Source organism: Proteus sp. HMSC14B05 (assembly GCF_001808035.1).
Taxonomy (GTDB): Bacteria; Pseudomonadota; Gammaproteobacteria; order Enterobacterales; family Enterobacteriaceae; genus Proteus; species Proteus mirabilis.
This window is the reverse complement of the sequence record NZ_KV791984.1, coordinates 99934-118208: the sequence shown is the minus strand read 5'-3', so window position 1 is coordinate 118208 and position 18275 is coordinate 99934. Positions and strand designations below refer to the sequence as shown.

13 protein-coding genes are annotated in these 18275 nt (G+C 40.3%); all 13 read left to right on the top strand.

What is annotated here, in order from left to right; translation table 11 throughout:
- The first annotated feature begins 8 nt into the window (after window positions 1–8).
- The 13 genes from hscA to hisS all read left to right on the top strand — a co-directional run bounded on the left by hscA (window position 9) and on the right by hisS (window position 18272).
- Window positions 9–1859 (top strand): Fe-S protein assembly chaperone HscA, encoded by a 1851-nt coding sequence (gene hscA, locus HMPREF3129_RS07475; RefSeq protein WP_070486912.1) that lies wholly within the window; start codon window positions 9–11, stop codon window positions 1857–1859.
- A 2-nt stretch (window positions 1860–1861) separates the two neighbouring features.
- Window positions 1862–2197: an ISC system 2Fe-2S type ferredoxin gene (gene fdx, locus HMPREF3129_RS07470; RefSeq protein WP_004243842.1), complete on the top strand. Its 336-nt coding sequence runs from the start codon at window positions 1862–1864 to the stop codon at window positions 2195–2197.
- A 15-nt stretch (window positions 2198–2212) separates the two neighbouring features.
- On the top strand, window positions 2213–2407 hold the full coding sequence (gene iscX / locus HMPREF3129_RS07465) for a Fe-S cluster assembly protein IscX (protein ID WP_004243841.1): 195 nt from the start codon (window positions 2213–2215) through the stop codon (window positions 2405–2407).
- Window positions 2408–2687: 280 nt separating this feature from the next.
- Window positions 2688–3983, top strand: coding sequence for an aminopeptidase PepB (pepB, locus tag HMPREF3129_RS07460; RefSeq protein WP_004243837.1), 1296 nt, complete (start codon window positions 2688–2690; stop codon window positions 3981–3983).
- Window positions 3984–4010: 27 nt separating this feature from the next.
- A complete protein-coding gene (locus HMPREF3129_RS07455) occupies window positions 4011–4436 on the top strand; it encodes an enhanced serine sensitivity protein SseB C-terminal domain-containing protein (protein ID WP_004248435.1) in 426 nt (141 codons plus the stop codon).
- Window positions 4437–4697: 261 nt separating this feature from the next.
- On the top strand, window positions 4698–9788 hold the full coding sequence (locus HMPREF3129_RS07450; RefSeq protein ID WP_070486910.1) for an alpha-2-macroglobulin family protein: 5091 nt from the start codon (window positions 4698–4700) through the stop codon (window positions 9786–9788).
- Window positions 9789–9836: 48 nt separating this feature from the next.
- On the top strand, window positions 9837–12158 hold the full coding sequence (gene pbpC, locus HMPREF3129_RS07445) for a peptidoglycan glycosyltransferase PbpC (RefSeq protein ID WP_004250636.1): 2322 nt from the start codon (window positions 9837–9839) through the stop codon (window positions 12156–12158).
- Window positions 12159–12393: 235 nt separating this feature from the next.
- A complete protein-coding gene (gene ndk, locus HMPREF3129_RS07440) occupies window positions 12394–12819 on the top strand; it encodes a nucleoside-diphosphate kinase (protein WP_004243827.1) in 426 nt (141 codons plus the stop codon).
- A 141-nt stretch (window positions 12820–12960) separates the two neighbouring features.
- The gene (locus tag HMPREF3129_RS07435) at window positions 12961–14142 is read left to right on the top strand and encodes a dual-specificity RNA methyltransferase RlmN (protein ID WP_004243825.1); all 1182 of its coding nucleotides are present in this window, start codon (window positions 12961–12963) and stop codon (window positions 14140–14142) included.
- 85 nt (window positions 14143–14227) lie between these two features.
- Window positions 14228–14662 (top strand): hypothetical protein, encoded by a 435-nt coding sequence (locus HMPREF3129_RS07430; RefSeq protein WP_004243824.1) that lies wholly within the window; start codon window positions 14228–14230, stop codon window positions 14660–14662.
- Between the two features lie 72 nt (window positions 14663–14734).
- Complete coding sequence (gene rodZ / locus HMPREF3129_RS07425) at window positions 14735–15697, top strand: cytoskeleton protein RodZ (RefSeq protein ID WP_004243822.1); 963 nt, start codon at window positions 14735–14737, stop codon at window positions 15695–15697.
- A gap of 47 nt (window positions 15698–15744) precedes the next feature.
- Complete coding sequence (ispG, locus tag HMPREF3129_RS07420) at window positions 15745–16866, top strand: flavodoxin-dependent (E)-4-hydroxy-3-methylbut-2-enyl-diphosphate synthase (protein ID WP_004243820.1); 1122 nt, start codon at window positions 15745–15747, stop codon at window positions 16864–16866.
- Window positions 16867–16988: 122 nt separating this feature from the next.
- Window positions 16989–18272 carry a histidine--tRNA ligase gene (gene hisS, locus HMPREF3129_RS07415; RefSeq protein WP_004243819.1) on the top strand — a complete coding sequence of 428 codons (1284 nt, stop codon included), beginning with the start codon at window positions 16989–16991 and terminating at the stop codon, window positions 18270–18272.
- Window positions 18273–18275: the final 3 nt, after the last annotated feature.

Sequence of the window (18275 nt, the reverse complement as noted above, 5' to 3'; positions counted from 1 at the left end):
AAATTGTTATGTCATTATTACAAATTAGCGAGCCAGGACAAACACCTGCGCCACATCAGCGTCGATTAGCTGCGGGTATTGACTTAGGAACAACACACTCACTTGTTGCCACTGTACGTAGTGGGCAAGCCGAAGCGCTTTCAGATAGTGAAGGTCGCTATTTATTGCCATCTGTTGTGCAGTATCAAGTTGATAATATTAATGTTGGCTGGCAGGCGAAACAAGAAGCCGAAAAAGATCCCGCCAATACTATCTGCTCAATAAAACGAATGCTGGGGCGCTCGCTAAATGATATAACCAGTCGTTATCCTAACCTCCCTTACCATTTTCATGACAATGATAGTGGACTGCCATTAATTAAAACACCTGCTGGCATTGTCGATCCTATTCAAGTTTCTGCGGATATTTTAAAAGCCTTAGCAGAGCGTGCAATACAATCATTAGGTGGTGAACTTGATGGTGTGGTTGTCACTGTACCTGCTTATTTTGATGATGCACAGCGTCAAGGCACTAAAGAAGCAGCACGTCGTGCAGGTTTACATGTATTACGTTTATTAAATGAACCTACTGCTGCCGCGATTGCTTATGGATTAGATTCCGGAAAAGAAGGCACTATTGTCGTTTACGACTTAGGGGGCGGAACTTTTGATATCTCTGTCTTACGTTTAACTAAAGGGGTGTTTGAAGTCTTAGCAACTGGTGGTGATACTGCGTTAGGCGGTGATGACTTTGATAGGATGTTAGCCGACTGGATCAGAGAGCGTGCGGGATTTGGCTATCAAAATGATGTTATTTTACAACGTCAATTACTTGATATTGCCTCAGAAACTAAAATCGCTTTAAGTGATAATGATGTGGCTGATATCAATATCAATGGTTGGAAAGGGGAAATTACCCGCGCTGAATTTGAATTATTAATTCAACCTTTAGTTAAACGTACGTTGTTATCTGTTCGTCGAGCATTAAAAGATGCTGATGTTGACGTGGATGAAGTGCTCGAAGTGGTTATGGTGGGCGGATCAACTCGCGTGCCGCTGGTGCGCCAAATGGTAGGCGATTATTTTAAACGTGAACCATTAACTTCGATTGACCCTGATAAAGTTGTTGCTATTGGTGCCTCTATTCAAGCAGATATTCTGGTGGGTAATAAACCTGATAGCGAAATGCTCTTGTTGGATGTTATTCCGCTTTCATTAGGTTTAGAAACCATGGGCGGACTGGTTGAAAAAGTGATCCCTCGAAATACCACTATCCCTGTTGCGAGAGCACAAGAATTTACCACTTTTAAAGATGGTCAAACTGCCATGAGTGTTCATGTGGTACAGGGTGAACGTGAAATGGTGAGTGATTGTCGCTCATTAGCCCGTTTTACTTTGCGGGGTATTCCGCCAATGGCGGCGGGGGGAGCACATATACGTGTTACCTTCCAAGTGGATGCTGATGGTTTATTAAGCGTTAGTGCGATGGAAAAATCCACTGGTGTTGAAGCCTCAGTACAGGTAAAACCTTCTTATGGTCTTAGTGATACAGAAATCGCTAATATGATCCAATCTTCAATGGAAAATGCCAAAGAAGATTTACAAGCTCGTCGTCTTGCCGAGCAAAAAGTCGAAGCCGCTCGCGTGTTAGAAAGTTTAACCGCAGCATTACAAGAAGATGCTCATCTCTTAACTGAAGATGAGAAAACGGCTATCGATAATGTTGTAGATACTTTAATAGAAAGCGTTGAGGGAACAGATCCTGTTGCCATTGAAAACGCCATTAAACAACTGGATAAGCAAACTCAGGAATTTGCTGCGCGTCGTATGGATACTTCCATTCGTCAAGCGTTGGCAGGTCATTCTGTGGATGAGATATAACTATGCCTAAAATTGTATTTTTACCCCATAGCACACTTTGCCCGGAAGGTGCTGTTGTTGATGCCACTGAAGGTGAGTCTATTCTTGATGTTGCATTACGTAATGGCATTGAGATTGAACATGCGTGTGAAATGTCGTGTGCGTGTACCACTTGTCACTGTATCGTTCGTGAAGGCTTTGACTCTCTTGATGAAAGTACAGAGCTGGAAGACGATATGTTAGATAAAGCGTGGGGATTAGAGCCAGAAAGTCGTTTAAGTTGCCAAGCGAAGGTAACTGATGAAGATTTAGTCGTTGAAATACCTAAATATTCTATCAACCATGCGAGAGAACACTGATTTTAGGAGTTTAAAATGAAATGGAGTGATACACGTGAAATAGGGGAAGCGCTTTATGATCTCTACCCCGATACAGATCCAAAAACCGTTCGTTTTACCGATATGCATCAGTGGATTTGCCAATTAGACGATTTTGATGATGATCCACAAAAATCGAATGAAAAAATTCTTGAAGCAATTTTATTAGTTTGGCTTGATGAATTTGAATAATCGAGTAAATGATTAATGCGAAAGACTGGTTAATTGCCAGTCTTTTTGTTTTTATTGCTCAGTATGATTTAACCTTAAAAGAGGAATAAATACCTCAAAAGACTGAGTAACCAGCGTGTGTTTATGGGATATTGCTCGTAAAGTAACATGCAATTAGCTAAAAGGCTTTAATGAGAATGGTCGTGACTGATTTTTTGCAGTAAATTGATCACGCTAAAAGGTAAATATCTGGTAGTCTGAATAGGTTAACTGCCATCAGTAATAATAAGTGAGATAATAAATGAATAAACAAATTATGCCTATCATGCTGTCTAATGAACCTGCAGCAGCATGTTGGGGAGAAAAAGCACTAATTAGCACTAACGAAACTGGCATGACCGTTCACTTAACGGAAGAAAACCGCTTAGGGGCCATTCAGCGTGGTGGACGCAAAATTGATGGTCAAGGTATTCGTAATGTTGCTCTAGTTGGTGACGGCTGGGATTTAGAACGTAGTTGGGCGTTTTGGTTAGGTTTTAGAGCACCTAAAGGCGCACGTTCAATCGAATGGCCACAATTAAGTGAAGCGGACAAAAAAGAATTAGAGTCGCGTATCCGCATTGTTGATTGGGTGCGTGACACAATAAATACCCCAGCAGAAGAGTTAGGGCCAGAACAACTGGCACAGCGTACTGTTGATCTGTTTTGTGGTTTAGATAAAGAAGATATCAGCTATAAAATCACCAAAGGGGCTGATCTGAGAGATCAGAACTATGCGGGAATTTATACTGTAGGTCGAGGCTCTTCACGTGATCCCGTCTATTTAGCATTAGATTTTAATCCAACTAAAGATGCCGAAGCCCCTATCTTTGCCTGCCTTGTTGGTAAAGGGATCACCTTTGATTCAGGCGGATATAGCATCAAACCTTCTTCTTCCATGAATTCTATGAAAGCGGATATGGGCGGTGCTGCAACCTTAGCTGGTGCTTTGGCTTTAGCTATTACACGAGGTTTAAATAAACGCGTAAAACTATTGCTATGTATTGCTGATAATATGGTTAGCGGTAATGCCTTTAAGTTAGGAGACATTATCCGTTATCGTAATGGTAAATCCGTTGAAATCATGAATACGGATGCAGAAGGTCGTTTAGTTTTAGCAGATGGTTTAATTGATGCTAGCAACTTTGCCCCTGAATTGATTATCGATGCGGCAACATTGACAGGTGCAGCTAAAGTGGCCGTAGGTAATGATTATCACTCTGTATTAAGTTTTGATGATAAATTAGCGAATGAATTATTAGCAAGTGCAGATCAAGAAAATGAACTGTTCTGGCGCTTACCATTAGCTGATTTCCATCGTAGCCAGTTACCATCAAGTTTTGCTGATCTCAATAATATTGCCGCACCTTCACATACCGCAGGCGCAAGTACAGCAGCCGCTTTCCTTTCTCACTTTGTGAAAGATTATAAAAAAGGCTGGGTACATATCGACTGTTCAGCAACTTACAGAAAATCATCTGTAGAGCAATGGGCTGCTGGGGCAACAGGATATGGTGTTCGTTCTATCGCTAATTTATTATTAACAAAAGCAAAATAATAAACATTATGTGATTTGGAGTTTGTAATGGATGTATCTGAACAATTTGAAGTACAAGAAATTGTTGCTGTTGAAGGTTCTTCTCTACAACTGAGTGTGCTTGAGCCACAGCCTGAAAAATTAACACAAGCATTGAGCGAATTTTTTGGTCAACATAAGCCTATTCGTCGTGCATTTATTGTTAATGCTTTGGAGCAAGGTGATGATGAGTCATTTTATTTGATTGGGCTAGAAATCACTGGAGAAGAAAATATTATTGCTCAGATACTCCCACAAGCTGCTGAAGCCGCTTTTGAGCACCTAGAAGAAGGACAATCTCTGGATTTCTGTTTTGTGAATAAAGATGAGCAAGGTGTAAGTCATTTTATGACTCACCATGTAACCCCTTTTTATCAACGCAAATTAGGGGGCTTTCTTCGTAAGGGTATTCCAATCGTTAATTTGAATACCTAACCTAATTTTTTGCAGTTTAGGCGATATCTCATCAGATATCGCTTTTTTTTACCCTATAATAAGAAAATGATTAAAATAGCAAATGGTTTGCATTTATATGTAACTCTTTGTTTTACTATTACTTTGCTTAAAAACGCACAAATAAATAATTAGTAAAGCCCAAATAAGGCTGTAGTATTAAATAATTAGGTTACTTAATGAGTTAGGTATTATTGTAGCCTGCATAAAACATCATATAATTCAGGGGTTGAATTAAAGGAAATGGATATGAATCGAGATCAATTTAGACAGTACACGGAAAAAAGAGGGTACCGTTGGTGTACACTTGCAGTGGTACTGGCTTCAGCATTAGCTTTAACAGGCTGTGATGATAACAAAACAGAAGATGAGCAATCTTCGACGAGTGATAACTCACAACCAACACAAGTTGCGGAACAAAAAAGCACATCGCAACAAACGACAACACAACTTGGTGATAAAACCGCAGTTACAACCAAAACGAATAATCAAACTGCATTAACTAGCCAAGAAGTGCGCAATGAACTTGCTCGTCGTTATGCAGGTAAAGAGGTGACTGTATTAGATGCCTCTGAATTACAACGCGATGGCGCAAGTACGATGGTAGTGACTTTTTCAGTACCACTCGATCCTGACCAGAAATTTGATGATGTTATCCGTCTTGTTGATACTAAAAAAGGTAAATTAGAAGGGGCTTGGGAGCTATCTGATAATCTGATGGAGTTACGATTCCGCCATTTGCCACCTTCAACAGAGTTAAACCTGACTATTGATGCTCAAATTAAAGGAATTAACGAACGTAAATTAGTAGAGCCATTTAGCCAAAAATTTACTACAGAAGAGATTTTTCCATCGGTCGGCTTTACCAGTAAAGGCTCATTATTACCGTTAGAAGCAACGGAAGGTTTGCCAATTAGCGCATTAAATGTCGAACAAGTCGATGTTAACTTTTTTCGAGTTAAAGATGATCGGTTAACACAATTTTTAACTCAATGGGAAAGCCGCTCTAATATTAACTATTGGGAATCAGACGATTTTCTGTCACAAGCGGATTTGGTGTATAGCGGGCGCTTTGAACTTGATACAGAAAAAAACACCCGTGAAAATGTCTTATTACCACTCAAATCCATTGAAGCCCTAAAAAAAGAGGGTGTCTATATCGCTGTAATGCAGCAGGCAGGTAAATACTCCTATACCATGCCGGCAACGGTATTTACTTTTAGTGATATCGGTTTATCAGTACATAGCTACCTTAATACGCTAGATATTTTTACTCAATCCCTGAAAAATGGCGCAGCATTAGACAATATTGAAATTCGTCTTTTGGATGAAAAAGGTAATTTAATATCTAAAACAAAAACTGATAATCAAGGGCATGCCACATTAGAAAAGAGTGATAAAGCACGTTTATTACTCGCTATTCGTAATGGGCAAACCAGTATGATTGATTTGCGTAAACCAGCTCTTGATTTATCCGAGTTTGATATCGGCGGGCCACAAGGTTATAGCAAACAATTTTTTGTCTTTGGTCCACGCGATCTGTACCGCCCCGGCGAAACCTTAATCGTTAATGGTTTATTGCGAGATGGTGATGGAAACCCGATTAAAGAGCAACCTGTTAAAGTTGACTTATTAAAAACGGATGGTCAGGTTTCCCGTAGTTTTGTTTGGCAACCTGAAAATGGTTTTTATCAGTTGAAACTGATGATCCCTGAAAATGAGAGTACAGGTATTCGGAAATTACGTTTTGATTTAGGCGATGGCACTCCACGCTTCTACCAATTCCAAGTTGAAGATTTTATGCCTGAGCGTATGGCATTAGAGATCACCGGTAAAAAAGGCATTTTACTCAGTGGTAATAATGCTTATTTTGATATTAAAGGTCGTTATCTTTATGGTGCACCGGCAGCAGATAATCGCTTACAAGGGCAGGTTTTTTTAAAAGCTTCGCGAGAAGCCGTCAGTCAACTGCCGGGTTATGAATTTGGTGCCGTAAAAGATGAAAATTTAAGTCGTTTATTAGATGAATTTGAACTTACTCTTGATACGGATGGTGAAGGGGCATTAACGGTTGATAAAGACCGTTATGCTGAAGTGAAATCACCGATTAATATTATCTTACAAGCAAGCTTACTTGAAGCCGGAGGGCGTCCTGTTACTCGCCGTTATCAACAAGCGGTATGGCCAGCGACACATCTTGCGGGAATTCGCCCTGTTTTTGCTAAAAAAGAGGTGTATGACTACCGTAATGATAAATATAAATCAGGCTATAGTGTTGATGAAAACTCAATGGCGGAGTTTGAAATCGTTTATACCGATCAAGAGGGTAAAAAATTACCTGCAGATGACCTAAAAGTAAGATTTATTTACGAACGTTATGATTATTATTGGCGTTGGTCTAATTCAAATGGTTGGGAGTCTGGCTACAATCAAAAAGATCTGCAAATGGATGAGCAGACTATCAAAATAGCTAAAGATGGTACCGCAAAAGTGGCTTTCCCTGTTGAATGGGGCTCTTATCGTATAGAAGTGGTCGATCCTAAAACAGAACTTGTCAGTAGCTTACGTTTTTGGGCGGGCTATTCTTGGATGGATAATACAGGCGGAACCGGGGCAGTAAGACCTGATCAAGTTAAATTAAAATTAGATAAAGAGAGTTACTTACCGGGTGAAAAAGTCAAACTCAATATTGCAGCCCCTCATCCTGGCAAAGGTTATGTGTTATTAGAATCGAGTGATGGGCCACTATGGTGGCAAGAGATTGATGTACCTGAAAAAGGGCTTGATGTTGAAGTACCTATTAATAAAGAGTGGGCAAGACACGATTTATATTTGACTTCGGTGGTGGTAAGACCGGGGGATACATCCAAACAAGCGACGGTAAAACGTGCAGTAGGTATTTTGCATTTACCACTACAAGATAACAATCGCCGTATAGATATTGCACTGGATGCACCTGAAAAAATTCGTCCAAATCAAGATCTAAAAATTCGGATTAAAGCTAAGCCCGTTGCAGGCCAGCCATTGCCGGAAAACATCAATGTATTAGTGTCTGCAGTTGATACAGGTGTCTTAAATATTACCGACTATAAAACGCCTGATCCGTACGAAGCTTTCTTTGGTCGTAAGCGTTATAGCGTTGATCAATACGATGTTTATGGTCAGTTAATTGAAGGTGAAGGGCGTTTAGCCAACCTACGTTTTGGTGGTGATGGAAGCGAAGAAAGCGCATTATCTCGTGGTGGTAAAAAACCATTAACAGATGTGCAAATCATTGCTCAACAAGCAACACCTGTAAAATTAAATGCACAAGGTGAAGGTGAGGTTTCTTTACCTATACCTGAGTTTAATGGTGAAGTCCGCCTTATGGCTCAAGCATGGACTGCCGATAAATTTGGTAGCCAAGAAGGTAAAGTTGTTGTTGCCGCGCCATTAGTTACTCAACTCTCATTACCACGCTTTATGGCTGGGGGAGATGATGCGTTACTGTCATTAGATTTAACTAACTTAACGGATGCACCACAATCTATTACGTTAAATTATACGGCATCAGGATTAGTTGATTTAGCGGGTGTCGATAGTAAAACCGTTTCATTATCGAAAGGTGAACGAACTCAAGTTCAAATCCCTATTACGGCAAAACATGGATTTGGCCAAGGAGAATTTTCCCTGTCTATTTATGGTATTAAAGTACCTAATGAAGAGATAAAACCTTATCAAAATACTTGGAAAATAGGTGTACGCCCTGCGTATCCTGCTGAGACAATACATTACGCCAATACATTAGCAGATGGTGAGTCTTGGCGCCTACCAAACGAAGCATTAAATCAATTTAATCGCTCAACGCTTGAGGGGGAATTATTACTTACCAGTCGCCCTCCGTTACAGGTAGCGCGTTATGTTAGAGAGTTATTTGCATATCCTTATGGATGTCTTGAGCAAACTGTTAGTGGATTATATCCATCCTTGTATTCAACAGAGAAAGAGTTGAAGCAATTGGGGATCAAAACACAAACAGATATGCAAAGAAAAGAAGCCATAGAAAAAGGGATTGCTCATATCTTAACAATGCAAAAATCCGAAGGAGGATTTGCCTTGTGGGCTCAAGGTGGGCGTGAAGAGTTTTGGTTAACGGCGTATGCAACAGATTTCTTATTTAGAGCGTCTCAACAAGGTTATGAAGTTCCTACTGATGCATTAAAACGGGCAAATGATCGTCTACTACGTTATTTACAAGATAAAAACATTGTTAATGAAGAGTATGTGGTTAACCAAGATGCGGCTCGATTCTCAGCAAGAGCATATGCAGCTTTAGTTCTGGCTAATCAGCAAAAAGCCCCTTTGGGAGAATTGCGCCGTTTATATCTAGAACGTAATCAAGCGGGTAGTGGTTTAGCGCTTGTGCAGTTAGGTGTTGCTTTGAAATTGATGGGAGATAACTCTCGCGCTGAAAGCCTAATTGCTGAAGGGGTCACCATGCCACGTAAATATAATTACGGTTTAGGTGATTACGGCAGTACTATTCGTGACCAAGCGTTGATTATTGCGCTACTCAGTGAAAACAATTTGGAAACTCAAACTCGTGATGCCAGTGTTATTACATTATCTGATAACTTAACAGGGCGTGAATGGTTCTCTACACAGGAGAGTAACTCACTATACCTTGCTGGTCGTTTCTTTATTGATATGGCAGAGAAGCCTTGGGAAGTAACCATTAATCGTCAAGTGCCAGCAATGAGTAGTGATCGCGCAGTTAATGAAGCATTGACAGCAACACAATTGCAAGAAGGTTTAGAGCTAAACAACCAAGGTGGTACAACCATTTACTCTCGAATGAATGTTGTCGGATATCCAAAAGTTGCCCCAGCGCCTTATAGCAATGTATTGAAGATCAATCGTAGTTATTACGATCTAAAAGGCAATCGAGTCGATCCTAATCGCTTACAAAGTGGTGAAATGCTGGTGGTAAAATTAGAGGTTTCAGCTAATAGAGATGTACCTGATGCCTTAGTGGTTGATCTATTACCTGCGGGGCTTGAAATTGAAAATCAAAACTTAGCATCAAGTAGCGCAAGCTTAAGCGATAGTGCTGCTGATTTGCAGGAGTTTATTGATGATATGGGACAAGCCAATATTAAACATCTTGAATATCGTGATGATCGTTTTGTTGCCGCAATAGCGGTTGATAAATATCGTCCTACGACATTACTTTACTTAGCAAGAGCGGTAACTCCGGGGAGTTATCAAGTACCGCCACCGCAAGTTGAGTCAATGTATGTGCCTTATTGGCGTGCCGTAGGGGCAACAAAAAATAAAATTGATGTTGTGCCTTAAGCTAGACAGCCCTTTCTTCGGAAAGGGCTTTTTCCTTTGAGTGATTGAATGAAACTAGGATATAAGCGGTTAATCGCCGCGAGCGTTATTTTTCTATTAGTAACACCATTATTGCTATGGATAGCAGATAAGATCTGGCCACTGCCAGATCCCGAGCCTCAAATCGCCACCATAGTAACGGCTGAAGATGGAACACCACTTTGGCGTTTTGCTGATAAAGAAGGAATATGGCGTTATCACGTTACCCTTTCTGATGTTTCCCCTGAATATTTGCAGGCGTTGATAGCTTATGAAGATCGCTGGTTTTATCAGCACCCCGGTGTTAACCCTATAGCTATTTTACGTGCCGCATGGCAAGACTTAAGCTCGGGAAAAATTGTTTCTGGAGGCAGTACGCTTTCAATGCAAGTTGCACGTTTGATTGACCCCCACTCACGGACTTTAGGGGGAAAATTAAAACAATTATGGCGGACATTACAGCTCGAATGGTATTACTCAAAAGATGAGATTTTAGAAATTTATCTTAACCGTGCACCTTTTGGTGGCACTTTAGAAGGGATTGGCGCTGCAAGTTGGGCCTATTTAGGTAAATCTCCCGCTGATTTATCAGCAGGTGAAGCAACATTAATGGCGGTATTACCTCAAGCCCCCAGTCGTTTAAGGCCAGACCGGTATCCAGAGCGTGCTCAAGCTGCACGGGATAAAGTATTAGATAGATTAGCGGAATATCAAATTTGGCCCAAAGAGAAAGTGGCTGAAATAAAGCAAGAGCAAGTGCTACTTGCACCAAGACAAACGCCACAACTCGCGCCATTATTGGCTCGGCGTATGTATAACGAGCAAAAAGCGCCGGTGATCACAACCACGATTGATATTAATCTTCAACGACAACTAGAAGAGCTAGCCAAACAGTGGAAATATCAGCTAGCCGATAAAACTTCTCTGGCAATACTTGTGGTCGATCACACGGATATGAGTGTTAAAGGCTATGTTGGATCGGCAGACTTTAATGATAATCAACGCTTTGGGCATGTTGATATGATAAGTGCATGGCGTTCACCGGGATCAACTTTAAAGCCTTTTATTTATGGTCTTGCTTTGGATGAAGGATTGATCCATGCAGAATCACTATTACAAGATGTTCCACGCCGTTTTGAAGATTACCGTCCTGGTAATTTTGATACTGGATTTAACGGTGCCGTGAGTGCCAGTGAAGCCCTTAGTCGTTCATTAAATTTACCTGCCGTTCAATTAATAGAAGCTTATGGCGCAAAAAAATTTGCAGCTAAGTTGCGACATAATCACCTTGAAATGCGTTTTCCTTATGGCTCTGAACCTAATTTAGCGCTTATTTTAGGAGGAACAGCAACACGAATGGATCAATTAGTGGCGACTTTTAGTGCGCTTGCAAGGCATGGAAAAACAGCGCCGTTACGTTTTACGCCAGAGCAAACCATCAATGAACGTATGTTAATGTCACCCGGTGCTGCGTGGATCATTCGGCGAATTTTAGCGGGAGAGGCACGGCCTCGTCCTGATAGTGCTATTTCAGCGGTTGTTCCTTTGGCTTGGAAAACAGGAACAAGTTATGGTTATCGTGATGCATGGTCGATAGGCGTTAATGCGCGTTATACCATTGGTGTTTGGGTGGGGAGACCTGATGGCACACCTGTTGCGGGGCAGTTTGGATTTGCAACTGCTGTACCGATAATGAATCAAGTTAATAATTTATTGACGAGTTATTTTTATCAAAATAAACAGCGGCCTCCTGTTGATCCTAGGCCAAATAGTGTCTCAGCCGCAGCTATTTGTTGGCCAACGGGAAAAGCTTTGCCTAAAGAAGATAGTAACTGTCGAGTCAGCCGACGAAGCTGGATCCTTGATAATACTATTCCCCCAACACTATTGAATGAAAGCCAAGAGGGCATTTTAGGCATCAATGAAAAAGTATGGATAGATAAAGAAGGAAAACGTACAGGGCCTAATTGTCCTGGTGCTCAATTAAAGGATATTGCTTTATGGCCGATAGCATTAGATGCATGGTTGCCTGAAAAAGAGCGTAGAGCAAAACGATTACCACCAATTTCATTAACATGTCCACCGATTAAAGAAGATATGATCCCCTTGTATATCTCTGGGATAAGAAAAGGGGATTTATTGCGTCCATTGCCTGGTGAAACTCAGCTTGAAATAACGGTTTCTACACAAGGGGGAAGTGGTATGCAGTGGTGGTTTTTAAATGGTGAACAAATCGGTAAAACTGAAAATGGGGCAACGTTCTCTTATTTATTAGAAAAACGTGGCAAATACCAACTTTCGGTGCTTGATCTTAGCGGTCAAACGGATATGGTGAATTTCAGTTTTCGTTAAATAAGTGCAGAGTTTAATCAAATGAAGGCAAAAAATGTGATTAAATCGATAAATTATAACTTTTTTGCCACAGTTTTTTAAAAAAAAGCGGGATTTCATCTGTGCAATTTATTGTTATCCCCCTATAATCAATCCCTTATTTTTGCAGGGGATACGGTTTTGAGCTGTTTTTCCATGATCTGCGATAAAAACAGGCAACATAAGTTGTTATTAATACAATATTTTGAGGTAATACATGGCTATTCAGCGCACTTTTTCTATTATCAAACCAAACGCAGTGAAAAAAAATGTTATTGGTGCAATCTATAACCGCTTTGAAAGTGCGGGTTTCAGCATCGTAGCAGCAAAAATGTTGCATTTAACTCGTGAACAAGCAGAAGGTTTTTATGAAGAGCATAAAGGCCGTCCTTTCTTTGATGGTTTAGTTGAGTTTATGACTTCTGGCCCTATCATGGTACAAGTATTAGAAGGCGAAAATGCTATCCAACGTCATCGTGACTTAATGGGTGCAACTAATCCTGATAACGCTTTAGCGGGTACTTTACGTGCTGATTACGCGGATAGCTTTACAGAAAATGCAGTGCATGGTTCAGATTCAGAAGCTTCAGCTGCGCGTGAAATTGCTTATTTCTTTACTGAAAACGAAATTTGCCCACGCTAATTTATTAGCATCTGTATACGAAAAAATGTACAATGCGACGCCCTGTTAATCTTTAATGGGGCGTCTTTTTATTAATTAATAAGTATCCCGTTAATAGATTTTATTAACGTAGGCCGCATAGTGTAACAACGAGGCAATGTCATGACCCAATCTACCACTCCAGCGCCAAGCGCTTCTGTCGCTGTTTCTAAAGAAAATACTGTGAATCAAAAAACAAAAATCAATCTGTTAGATTTAAATCGTAAACAGATGCGTGAGCTTTTTGTCTCTATGGGCGAAAAGCCTTTCCGCGCTGATCAAATCATGAAATGGATATACCATTATTGCTATGATGATTTTGATCAGATGACAGATATCAACAAAGTGCTGCGTGCGAAGTTAAAAGAGATTGCCGAAATCAAGGCACCTGAAGTGTCTGAAGAACAACGCTCTGCGGATGGCACTATTAAGTGGGCGATTAAAGTAGGCTCTCAACAAGTTGAAACAGTCTATATTCCTGAAGATGATCGTGCGACGTTATGTGTTTCATCACAAGTGGGTTGCGCGTTAGAGTGTAAATTCTGTTCAACGGCACAACAAGGTTTTAACCGTAACCTTAAAGTTTCTGAAATTATCGGCCAAGTGTGGCGTGCTGCTAAAATTATTGGTGCTTTAAAAGAGACAGGCCGTCGTCCAATCACTAATGTTGTTATGATGGGAATGGGTGAACCATTACTTAACCTTAACAATGTTATTCCTGCTCTTGAAATTATGATGGATGACTTTGGCTTTGGTTTATCTAAACGTCGAGTCACCGTGTCTACATCCGGTGTCGTACCTGCATTAGATAAATTAGCTGATGCGGTTGATGTTGCTTTAGCGATTTCATTACATGCACCAACAGATGATATTCGTGATGAAATTGTTCCTATTAACAAGAAATATAATATTGAAATGTTTCTTGATGGCGTGCGTCGTTATATTGCTAAATCTAATGCAAACCAAGGTCGAGTTACTGTTGAGTATGTCATGCTTGATCATATTAATGACAGCACTGAACAAGCACATCAATTAGCAGAGTGCTTAAAAGATACACCTTGTAAAATCAACTTAATTCCATGGAACCCGTTCCCAGGCGCACCTTATGGACGCAGTTCTAATAGTCGCATTGATCGTTTCTCTAAAGTGTTAATGGAATATGGTTTCACCACTATTGTACGTAAAACTCGTGGTGATGATATTGACGCTGCCTGTGGTCAACTTGCTGGTGATGTGATTGACCGAACTAAGCGTACTCTGAAAAAACGTCTGCAAGGTGAACCAATTTCAGTAAAAGCAGTCTGATAGAGGTGGATAACTCTCGCTTTGTGCTGTGGTTTTAAAACAAAGTAGAGAGTTGCAAGAATGAATTAATTTAAGGAAGATAACGATGATAAGGATGTCATCAAAGGTTGTTGCTATCTGCTTGGTGTTATTGACAATAGGCTGCCAATCAACAGCAAATAAAAAACATGTTGCAGTGCCTCTTCGTCTTCAATTAGGGGAAGCTTATCTGGCTGAGCAACAATATCAGATAGCCCAATATCATTTTCAAAAAGTGCTGTCAGTGATGCCTGAGCATCCTGAAGCAAATTTAGGAATGGCATTAACATCCCAGTTATTGGGAAATCCTATTCAGGCGCTAGATTATTACAAATTAGCGATGAAGTCGAAGCCAGTAAATGTTAATGTATTAAGGTTTTATGGTAATTTCCTTTGTGAACAAAATTTATTAAACAACAATAATGTGTTAATTGAGGATATACCGTCAGATTATTTGGTTTGTCAGCATGCTGAATACCAAAAATCACCAAATTCGCGATGAGGACGTTAAAAACTGTATTTTCTCGTGTTCATCAATGTTAAACATCCAATAGCCACAGTGCCTAGATTGCTAATGAATACTGAAAACAAAACCGAAGAAGTGAAATTAACAGCGGGTCAACTTTTACGTCAGGCACGTGAAAAAGCGGGGCTAACTCAGCAGACTGTTGCTGATCGACTTTGTTTGAAGTTAACAACAGTATGTGAAATTGAAGCTGATACTATCTCTTCTGGTATTGCACCGACATTTTTACGTGGTTATATGCGCTCTTATGCAAAACTTGTCGGTGTTCCTGAAAGCGCAATTCTAGGTCTAATTGATCAACAAGCCCCAATAAAACAAGTCAAAGTCACAACAACACAAAATTACTCATTGGGTAAGCGTCATAAAAAGCGTGAAGGCTGGTTGATGAAATTGACTTGGGTTATTGTAATAGCAATGATAGCTTTAGTCGGTTTATGGTGGTGGCAGGGTCATCAAGCCGATCAACAAGAATTAGTCTCTATGGCTTCGCAAGACATAGGACAAAATAGTCCGCAAGAAAACACCAATACGATAGAATCTCCTTTATCAACCTTAGATAATAATAGCCCATCATCTGAGGGTGAAAATGTACAAGTGCCTGCTTCTCCATTAGTAGATAATCAGGCTAATAAGGTTGCCGAGCCATCAGTAACAGATGCCACACCTGAGGCAGAAGTTAAAACAGTTCCATTACCGGTGTCACCATTAACCACATCAACGACTTCTCGTGCTGATTCTGCTGAAGGCAATTCAACACCCGCACCAATTGTGGAAAATCAACTGGTCTTGATGTTTGATGGTGAATGCTGGTTAGAAATTCGTAATGCTCAAAATAAAGTTTTATTTAATGGTATTAAGAAAGCCGGTGACCGTTTGGAATTTAATGGTGAGCAACCTTATAAACTAAAAATAGGCGCACCTTCTGTTACTCGTTTACAGTTTAATGGTGAAGCTGTTGACTTAAGCCGTTTTACTGGAAAAATAGCAAAAATAACAGTACCGAGCGCTTAATCTGACTATACATTTGAGCAAGCATGGAAGCATGGGAGAATTAATCAATGCATAAAGAATCACCTATTATTCGTCGTAAATCGACGCGAATTTATGTTGGTAATGTACCTATTGGCGATGGGGCACCTATCGCGGTACAGTCGATGACGAACACACGAACAACAGACGTTGAAGCGACTGTAAACCAGATTAAGTCTCTGGAACGTGTTGGGGTGGATATTGTACGTGTTTCTGTACCAACTATGGATGCGGCTGAAGCATTCAAACTAATTAAGCAACAAGTGAAAGTACCTTTGGTCGCTGATATTCATTTTGATTATCGTATTGCACTTAAAGTTGCTGAATATGGTGTCGATTGTTTACGTATTAATCCTGGTAATATTGGTAATGAAGAGCGTATTCGTCAAGTTGTCGATTGTGCCCGGGATCGTAATATTCCCATTCGTATTGGTGTGAATGGGGGGTCACTAGAGAAAGATATTCAAGAAAAGTATGGTGAGCCAACCCCTGAAGCGCTAGTTGAATCGGCTATGCGCCACGTTGATATCTTAGATAAATTGAACTTTGATCAGTTTAAAGTCAGTGTAAAAGCTTCTGACGTTTTCCTTGCTGTTGATTCTTATCGTTTATTAGCGAAGAAAATTGATCAGCCTTTACATTTAGGGATCACCGAAGCTGGTGGTGCAAGAGCCGGATCAGTGAAATCAGCTATTGGCCTTGGGATCCTTCTATCAGAAGGTATTGGTGATACTTTACGTATCTCTTTAGCCGCAGATCCGGTTGAAGAAGTAAAAGTTGGCTTTGATATCTTAAAATCATTACGTATTCGCTCTCGTGGTATCAATTTTATTGCTTGTCCAACATGCTCTCGTCAAGAGTTTGATGTTATTGGTACAGTTAATGAATTAGAACAACGTCTTGAAGATATCATTACACCAATGGATGTTTCTATTATTGGCTGTGTGGTTAATGGTCCTGGTGAAGCCGAAGTTTCTACACTAGGCGTAACAGGGGCTAAAACACGCAGTGGTTTTTATGAAGACGGTGTAAGACAAAAAGAGCGTCTTGATAATAGTAATATGATTGATTTATTAGAGGCGAAAATCCGTACAAAAGCGGCAATGCTTGACGGCAACCTCCGAATTAATATAAATCAATTGGATAAATAACACGCAATTAACAGGCTCATTAACTAATGAGCCTGTATTACTATTGATTTCACATTGAATACTGATTGTTTTCGCTTCTATAATCAGTTTATTGATCAATTAATAACTATTAGAGAAAAAAAGTGGCACAAAAAATCCAAGCCATTCGTGGTATGAATGACTACCTACCTGCTGATACGCGGGTATGGCAGAAAATCGAAAATACGCTAAAACAAATTTTAGCCGGTTATGGTTTTAGTGAAATTAGAACACCTATCGTAGAGCATACCCCTCTATTTCAGCGAGCAATTGGTGAAGTGACCGATGTTGTTGAAAAAGAAATGTATACTTTTACCGATCGAGGTGAAGACGCACAAAGCTTAACCTTACGTCCTGAAAATACCGCAGGTTGTGTCCGCGCAGGAATTGAACATGGTTTACTTTATAACCAAGAGCAACGCTTATGGTATTTAGGGCCAATGTTCCGTTATGAACGCCCTCAAAAAGGTCGTTATCGCCAATTTCACCAATTAGGTGCAGAAGTATTTGGCCTACAAGGGCCTGATATTGATGCTGAACTGATTATGTTAACGGCACGCTGGTGGAAGGCTTTAGGTATTGCAGAGCACGTGACTTTAGAACTGAACTCTATTGGTTCACTCGAAGCGCGGGCAAAATACCGTGAAGCATTAGTCGCATTTTTAGAGCAACACGTTGATCAATTAGATGAAGATTGCAAACGTCGTATGTATTCTAACCCATTACGTGTTTTAGACTCTAAAAATCCTGAAATTCAGACTTTATTGAATGATGCGCCTGAACTTTTCGATTATCTTGATGACGAATCAAGAGAACACTTTGATGGTTTATGTGCATTACTTGATGCTGTAGGTATTACTTATCGTGTTAATCAGCGTTTAGTCCGAGGCTTAGATTATTATAACCGTACTGTTTTCGAATGGGTAACCAGTGCATTAGGTTCACAAGGAACGGTATGTGCGGGTGGTCGCTATGATGGGTTAGTGAAACAATTAGGTGGACACCCAACGCCTGCGGTCGGTTTTGCCATGGGGATGGAGCGCATGATCTTATTAGTTCAAGCGGTTAATCCTGAGTTTGTTGCTGATACTCATGTCGCTGATGTTTACCTTGCGTCTTTTGGTGATAATAGCCAAAGTGCAGCATTAATGCTGGCAGAAGAAATCCGTGATCAATTACCTACATTGCGCTTAATGACCAATCACGGTAAAGGCAATTTTAAAAAGCAATTAGGACGTGCTGATAAACATGGTGCTAAAATCGCGTTAATTTTAGGTGAAGATGAAATTAACGCTGGCACAGTAGCCGTGAAAGATTTACGTTCAGGTGAACAGACCATTGTATCGCGTAGCGAACTGGCCCAACAATTGACGCTGTTATTAGGTTAAGGA

Excerpts from the sequence above, each read along its gene's own strand:
- hscA (WP_070486912.1), top strand. The coding sequence starts at position 9 with ATGTCATTATTACAAATTAGCGAGCCAGGACAAACACCTGCGCCACAT.
- fdx (WP_004243842.1), top strand. The coding sequence starts at position 1,862 with ATGCCTAAAATTGTATTTTTACCCCATAGCACACTTTGCCCGGAAGGT.
- iscX (WP_004243841.1), top strand. The coding sequence starts at position 2,213 with ATGAAATGGAGTGATACACGTGAAATAGGGGAAGCGCTTTATGATCTC.
- pepB (WP_004243837.1), top strand. The coding sequence starts at position 2,688 with ATGAATAAACAAATTATGCCTATCATGCTGTCTAATGAACCTGCAGCA.
- HMPREF3129_RS07455 (WP_004248435.1), top strand. The coding sequence starts at position 4,011 with ATGGATGTATCTGAACAATTTGAAGTACAAGAAATTGTTGCTGTTGAA.
- HMPREF3129_RS07450 (WP_070486910.1), top strand. The coding sequence starts at position 4,698 with ATGGATATGAATCGAGATCAATTTAGACAGTACACGGAAAAAAGAGGG.
- pbpC (WP_004250636.1), top strand. The coding sequence starts at position 9,837 with ATGAAACTAGGATATAAGCGGTTAATCGCCGCGAGCGTTATTTTTCTA.
- ndk (WP_004243827.1), top strand. The coding sequence starts at position 12,394 with ATGGCTATTCAGCGCACTTTTTCTATTATCAAACCAAACGCAGTGAAA.
- HMPREF3129_RS07435 (WP_004243825.1), top strand. The coding sequence starts at position 12,961 with ATGACCCAATCTACCACTCCAGCGCCAAGCGCTTCTGTCGCTGTTTCT.
- HMPREF3129_RS07430 (WP_004243824.1), top strand. The coding sequence starts at position 14,228 with ATGATAAGGATGTCATCAAAGGTTGTTGCTATCTGCTTGGTGTTATTG.
- rodZ (WP_004243822.1), top strand. The coding sequence starts at position 14,735 with ATGAATACTGAAAACAAAACCGAAGAAGTGAAATTAACAGCGGGTCAA.
- ispG (WP_004243820.1), top strand. The coding sequence starts at position 15,745 with ATGCATAAAGAATCACCTATTATTCGTCGTAAATCGACGCGAATTTAT.